The following is a 6,169-nucleotide window of genomic DNA, read 5'->3' as shown; positions in this document are numbered from 1 at the left end:
GTTTTTTTATTGTGCTCCATAGGGCATTTCCTTGTTGATGGATGAGCTCTAATTATAGGATATTTTTAGGGAAATGTCTTAAGTTGATGACATTGGGTTGCGCCTGCCGCAGGTGTTCTAGCGATAGCCGGGCGGCAGAATTTTCGCCGTTTAGGTAGCTTTTGCGAGGCTGGGAAATTGCCGAGGTTGTAGCTGATTTTGATTTGGTCTGAATTGGGTGCATATTTCGGCATATCAAGTGACGGAGGGAACTCTGTCATCACCCCACTGGCGGCAATAGATGCCAAAAGCTTTGTTAGTCTATGGGGCCAGTATTATTGGCTCTGCATTCGAGCTAATACCGGTATTTATCTTATCCTGAGCTTCTCTTAACCTTGAAATGATGGCTTCGAAATCATCCGGAACGCCAAAAAACATCCTGCCTTTAATAGCAGCTGTGTGATCGGCTGCAATCTGTTTGAGCCGTTCCCCTTCTGGTACAAGAACCAACCGTCCTTCAAGCACTTCCTCAAAGATGACGCCTTTTTGTGCCCAACGCTGGCTCTTCATGGTCACCACATCCGTCATTGCGTCAGTGGCATCAAGGGCGTTGGTGAAATCACCTTGTTGAAGAAGGCAGTCCACGTCGTACCAGTGCCTTGCCAGTCTATGAGGGTCTGGGTCTTTTTCCTGGGTCGAAAATTGGTGCAGGGCAGTTAGTTTTTCCCAAAGAACATAGCTAGGGTGATAGGCGGCAACCGTAGCTTGCGGAAATGCGATGGTTTGAAGCTCATCCAGCTCTGACAGGTAGCACGCGACCTTATGATCTACCGTTGGCCGGCCCCGGTTGCGGCCACCAAATTCCAGCAGGATGTAATCAAGTTGGTAGTTGCTGTCGTGGCTGCTCAGTCTCGGGAAATGGATGTTGACCTTTTCACCTTTTGAACCAGATTCCAGCTCCGCGCTAAGCCCATCAATCCCGTATTTCGCCAGTCTTTCGTTGAGGCGATTGACCAGAGCGCCAGACCATTCTGTCAGTAGCTTTGTTTGCTGCTCACGGAATTTCTTTTTTTGGCTATTGCTTTGAGTGGACTGCTCCCACGCCGCGATCTCGTCGGGTTCGCCTGCAAGTTCGCTCCAGTGAATGGAAAGGTCGATGTCTTCCGAAAAACGCTCTATTACCTTCCAGCACTTGCTCAGGGCGGTTCCGCCCTTGAAAGCTGTTGAGTGAGCGCCCAGCAGGTTTTCGTCGTAGAGTAAGCGCAATATCTCGGCTACCCAGATATCCTTTTCCAGGAAATTCTGGGCCAACCCAGCAGGATGCTTTTGGGCGCCCAAGTCCAGGATGGCTTTCAGGTCATCATGCGTTTTCGGATCACGATAGAAGTCGAAAATGTTCGTCAAACCATCATTTCCTTTTCAAACTGCTCCAATTTGACGTGCCATCCTTCAGGCAGAGGCGTCGCCTTGAGCTTTTTGATTGCCGAGCGGCTTTCTGCTTCGGAAAGTTTCAGCCTGGAAAGCGCCTTTTTCAATTCGCTGAGTTTTACGGAATTGGCTGGGGTGACGGTAAAACTACGCAGCAACTCACCTTCAGGGCGCGATTTCCATCGCAGCTTTGACTCCGCCACATGTCGCACCTCAACAATCTCATTGCCAACCGAAAACGTTCTGTTGGCGCCGTTGCTCCAAAACACGGTTTTGACGGGGGCCTGTGTCTGAAGGCCAAGTCGATAAGCGGATTCAATGCCCTGCCTTACCAGTGTGTGGCTGTTCTGCTGTGCCCATTTTTTGGCTATCTGTTCAGCACTTGCTGTGATTTTGATTGATGGCATGCTGGCCAATGCCTTGGGGCGTGTATAAATGCCTTTGGCTACTCGTTCAATCACACCTTCCTGCGCAAGCCTACTCAGCGCTTTTTGCACAGACGCAGCGGTGCCCAGTTTGTGGAACTGATTGATAGAAAACGGGACACCCCGCCTCATGCGCTGCAATTGACGGGTCACTTTCTCTGACGTAGACATGTTTTAACCTGACATAAGAAGAGTGAGGTGTGTTTATATTAACCCCGTCGTATCAACGCTTGCAAGGGAGTTCGTGTCAGGACTATCGCTATTGAGTGTAAAGTTATAGCTCCCGAGGAACCGTTTTCGATCCAGCAAGCATTCGCAATATCAACAACGCAAACCCTCTCTGTGTCTGCTCATCGCCCAGCACCTCTATAGAAAGCTTCTCATGGTCAGTCATGGCATCCAGCACCATGTCTGACACCCGCTTCGGAAATAACCCATGCATTACCTGTTCCGGAGAGTGACTATTCACCTGGGCCATCACAGAGTCATCCCGGCGAATCCTGTCAGCCACACCTTGGGCGAAGTGAAGCTGGTCTTCATCGTTCACCTCTGAGCCAAACAGGTCGTTCAGCGTCTCAATGATTTCAGAGAGGCGCTTTTTCTCTGGATCATGGGCCTTGCCGGAACCCACCTCTGATAGTGGCTTGAGGCCGTACTCTGCTGCGTCCTCGGAAAGCTTTAGCTGCTGCTCGTTGCGCTTGGTGAGTCGATAATGGGTCAGCGCCAGTTCCGATACATCGATGTCGTCATCGTCCAGGCGATCTATACGCAGCAATGGCGAGAGGTGCTTGGCGAAGACGCAGAACTGCTCCAGCTCCCGGTCTTCATAGCTGACGATCTGTGACAGGAACTCGTAAGCCCGCACAAAGCTGGTCAGGTTCTTCTTAAAGAGATCCAGCTGGTCCAGGCCCTCGCCGATATCCTTGAGGGTTTTCTCGGCATTGGTCAGGCCGACCTTGTCACCATCGCTTTCGGCCCGTTTGCGTGCGGCTCTGGCTGACTGCTTTTCTTCCAGCAGGTTTTTATAGCGTTTGGTGAAGCGCTCTTTTGCTGGCTGGCAGAAGAAGGTGAGCTTGCTGGCTGCCGCCCGGGTGTCATAGAAAGCGGTGGCGAAGGACTCGACCTCGTTCCAGTGGTAGATCTGTTCTTGGTCTAGCACTGTTTGCAGGTCATACACTACCTGCGCGTCAGAGACGCCCTCCAGTTCGGCTTTGGTGTAATAAGGCAAAAAGGCTTCCAGCACTTCCTGGGGATCGTTGAAGAAATCCAGCACGAAGGTCTGCTTGCCTGGGAAGGTGCGATTCAGGCGGGAGAGGGTTTGCACGCAGTCCACACCTTTCAGCTTTTTGTCCACGTACATCGCGCAGAGTTTGGGCTGGTCGAACCCGGTCTGGTATTTGTTGGCGGCGATCATCACGTTGTAATCGTCGGTATCGAAGGCATCCGCCAGGTCACGGCCTTTCAGTTTCGGGTTCAGCAGCTGGCTGTTTTCCGAGACTTCCTCGGGGATTACGTCATCTGGCAGAATCGTGCCCGAGAACGCTACCAAGGGGTGCACGTCCTGGTAATTCTGTTCTTTGGCGTAAGCCTGCATGGCCAACTGGTAGCGCACGGCTTCCTGCCGGCTGCTGGTGACCACCATCGCTTTGGCTTGGCCGTCCAGCAGGTGCCTCACGTGCTCCCGGAAGTGTTCGACGATCACTTCCACTTTCTGATTGATGTTGTAAGGGTGCAGGCGAACCCAGCGAGCCAGCTTGATGCGGGCCTTTTTGGAGTCCACCTCGTCATCCTCGCCGTTGGGGTGGGCCAGCTTCCAGGCGGTGGAATAGGTGGTGTAGCACTTGAGCACGTCCAGAATGAAGCCTTCCTCGATGGCCTGGCGCATGGAGTAAAGGTGAAAGGCTTCCGGTTTGTTGCTGTCTGACGGTGGCTCGTCCTGGTTGGGTGGCCGACCGAACAACTCCAAGGTCTTGGCCTTGGGGGTGGCGGTGAAAGCGTAGTAGCTGATTTTCTCGCTGGGCTTGCGGGCGGTGACCGCTGCATCTAGCAGTTCTTCCGCGCTGATCTCTTCACCTTCGGGGGGCTCTTTACCTTCAGGAAGTGCGGCCCCCAGAATGGACTTGAGCTTGGTGGCAGAAGAGCCGGTCTGCGAGGAATGAGCCTCGTCCGCCACCACCGCATACTGCCCAGAGGCCAGTTGGGGATGCTTGTCTAGCGCTTCAAACAGGGCTGGGAAGGTCTGAATGGTAACGATGATGATACGGGTACGTTCAGCCAAGGCTTCCGCCAACTGTTCCGATTTGCTCTGGCTGCCAATGTCACGGGTAATCGGGCGCACAACCCCTTGGGCGTGCTCAAACTGGTAGATGGTGTCTTGCAGCTGCCTGTCCAGCACCGTGCGATCCGTTACCACAATGACCGAGCTGAACAGCTTGTTGCCCTCGGCATCATACAGCTGGGCCAGTTGATGGGCGGCCCAGGCAATGGAGTTGGACTTGCCAGACCCGGCACTGTGCTGCACCAGATAGCGTTTGCCGGGGCCTTCTTCCTGAGTGGCGCCTACGAGCTGGTTGACCACATCCCACTGGTGGTAGCGGGGGAAGATCATGGTCTCTTTAGTGGTGCGCTTGCCGTGAAAATCTTCCTCGGTTTTCTTTTCCAGGTGCAGAAAACGCCCGATCACCTTCAGCCAGGCATCTTTCTGGAACAGCTGTTCCCAGAGATAGGCGGTGGCATAGCTGTTTTCATCCGGCGCCTGGGGGTTGCCCGCGCCGCCTTCTTCAGTGCCGCGATTGAATGGCAGAAAGAAGGTGTCTTTCCCAGCCAATCGGGTGGTCATGGCGACCTGATCCTGGCTTACGGCAAAATGCACCAGAGCGCCACGCTTGAAGGTGAGCAGGGGTTCGGGCTTGCGGGTGATGGGATCTTTGACCGGGCGATCCTTGCGGTACTGGCGCTTGGCGTTTTCCACCGACTGCTTGAATTCGCTTTTCAGCTCCAGAGTGGCGGTAGGCAGGCCATTCACGAACAGCACCAGATCCAGGCGCGGGTTGTATTCGCCTTCCCGGGCATGGGGGGAGTAGGAAACCTCTTCCACCACTCGCAGGCGGTTGGCGCTGTAGCGTTTCAGTGCGTCTGGGTTCATGCCGTGGTCGGGCCGGAAGCTGCATAGATCTACTTTCACCCCCGGCAACTTAAAACCGTGGCGTAGCACCTCCAGAGTGCCGCGTTTGTCCAGTTCCCGGACGGTGGCTTTGATCAGCACTTGTTCCGGGTTCTGCGGGTTGTTCTTGCAGAACTTGTCCCAGCGGTCCGGGTAGGCTGACTGGAAATAGCCGATCAGATCTTCCGGATAAACCGCGTTTACCTTGTCGTACCCCGACGCCTTACCGATTAACCAGCCCTGGCTTTCAAGGGCGGCCATGATGTCGTTCTGGAATACTCTCTCGCGGCTGTCTGCCATGACTGCTCCCTAAAGGGTTGCGCCAAATCTGATCTGGCGTTGCTTAAACATTGGCTCTTAAATCGCTCAGCGTGACCATCAGCATCATTGGATCAAGGGGCGAAGGGTTGAAGCCCAGCCGCTGATAAAAATCTTTAGCCGACTCCGACAGGGCATGAACTACCATTCCCCGGATACCAATAGCATCCGCCGCCTGGATAACCCGCAAGCCTGCGTCGCGAACCAGGGCACGGCCGAAGCCTGCGCCTTGATACGAGCGGTCGATGGCCAGCCGCCCAAGTATCACAACAGGAATCGGGTCCGGCATATTCCGCTTGAAGCGTCCCGGGGTATGGTTTGCAATCACGGCGCCGGACGCCAGGGCGTAATAGGCTTTCACCTGATTGCTCTCACACACAACAAAAGTTCGGGATGCGCCACTGGCTTGATTCTTCAATGCACGACGCTTAAGCCAGTAGTCCAAACTGGGCTCTGTAGAATCAAAACTCTCCGTGTCGTGCTCAGGCCCAATGGGTGTGGGTGCCGATAGTGTCATTCGGTGTCCCAGGGTGCCGGGGCTTGCATGGTTTTACGCAACCGCTCATTCGGTTTTGGCGGCAGGTCCAGTTGTTCAAGGAACGCCTGATACGCCTCGGGTGTTACTGAGATAACAGCCTGATCCAGAATGGCTTCTTCGGCGGCAATGCGAGCCGCCTCAAGAACAAACTCTGTACGATTCTTTCCCCGAGCCTTGGCGGCGCGATCAATTAAGCTACGCTCTTCGGGTTTGATCCGAATGTTCAGGGTTTCACGCTTGGGCAGGTCGGTGTTTGCTGAAATCATGATGAGATTCCTCTATTGATAGCCCCAAGCGTAGCAAGACGTACTGCTAATG

5 protein-coding genes are annotated in these 6,169 nt (G+C 54.2%); all 5 read right to left on the bottom strand.

Annotated elements, in window-relative coordinates; genetic code table 11:
• Positions 1–300 precede the first annotated feature (300 nt).
• The 5 genes from A3OI_RS0110190 to A3OI_RS0110170 all read right to left on the bottom strand — a co-directional run bounded on the left by A3OI_RS0110190 (position 301) and on the right by A3OI_RS0110170 (position 6,117).
• Entirely contained in the window at positions 301–1,383 is a 1,083-nt protein-coding gene (locus tag A3OI_RS0110190; RefSeq protein ID WP_018404178.1) for a nucleotidyl transferase AbiEii/AbiGii toxin family protein, read from the bottom strand.
• A complete protein-coding gene (locus A3OI_RS0110185) occupies positions 1,380–2,003 on the bottom strand; it encodes a DUF6088 family protein (RefSeq protein WP_018404177.1) in 624 nt (207 codons plus the stop codon). Before A3OI_RS0110185 ends, A3OI_RS0110190 begins: the two co-directional genes overlap by 4 nt.
• A gap of 103 nt (positions 2,004–2,106) precedes the next feature.
• Positions 2,107–5,295 carry a type I restriction endonuclease subunit R gene (locus A3OI_RS0110180; RefSeq protein ID WP_018404176.1) on the bottom strand — a complete coding sequence of 1,063 codons (3,189 nt, stop codon included), beginning with the start codon at positions 5,293–5,295 and terminating at the stop codon, positions 2,107–2,109.
• 43 nt (positions 5,296–5,338) lie between these two features.
• Entirely contained in the window at positions 5,339–5,830 is a 492-nt protein-coding gene (locus A3OI_RS0110175; protein ID WP_018404175.1) for a GNAT family N-acetyltransferase, read from the bottom strand.
• Entirely contained in the window at positions 5,827–6,117 is a 291-nt protein-coding gene (locus A3OI_RS0110170; protein WP_018404174.1) for a type II toxin-antitoxin system TacA family antitoxin, read from the bottom strand. The genes A3OI_RS0110175 and A3OI_RS0110170 overlap by 4 nt, the downstream gene beginning before the upstream one ends.
• Positions 6,118–6,169 lie beyond the last annotated feature (52 nt).

This window comes from Marinobacter gelidimuriae, assembly GCF_000372805.1.
Taxonomy (GTDB): Bacteria; Pseudomonadota; Gammaproteobacteria; order Pseudomonadales; family Oleiphilaceae; genus Marinobacter; species Marinobacter gelidimuriae.
The sequence above is the reverse complement of the archived record's forward strand: the minus strand, read 5'-3'. Positions and strand labels throughout refer to the sequence as shown.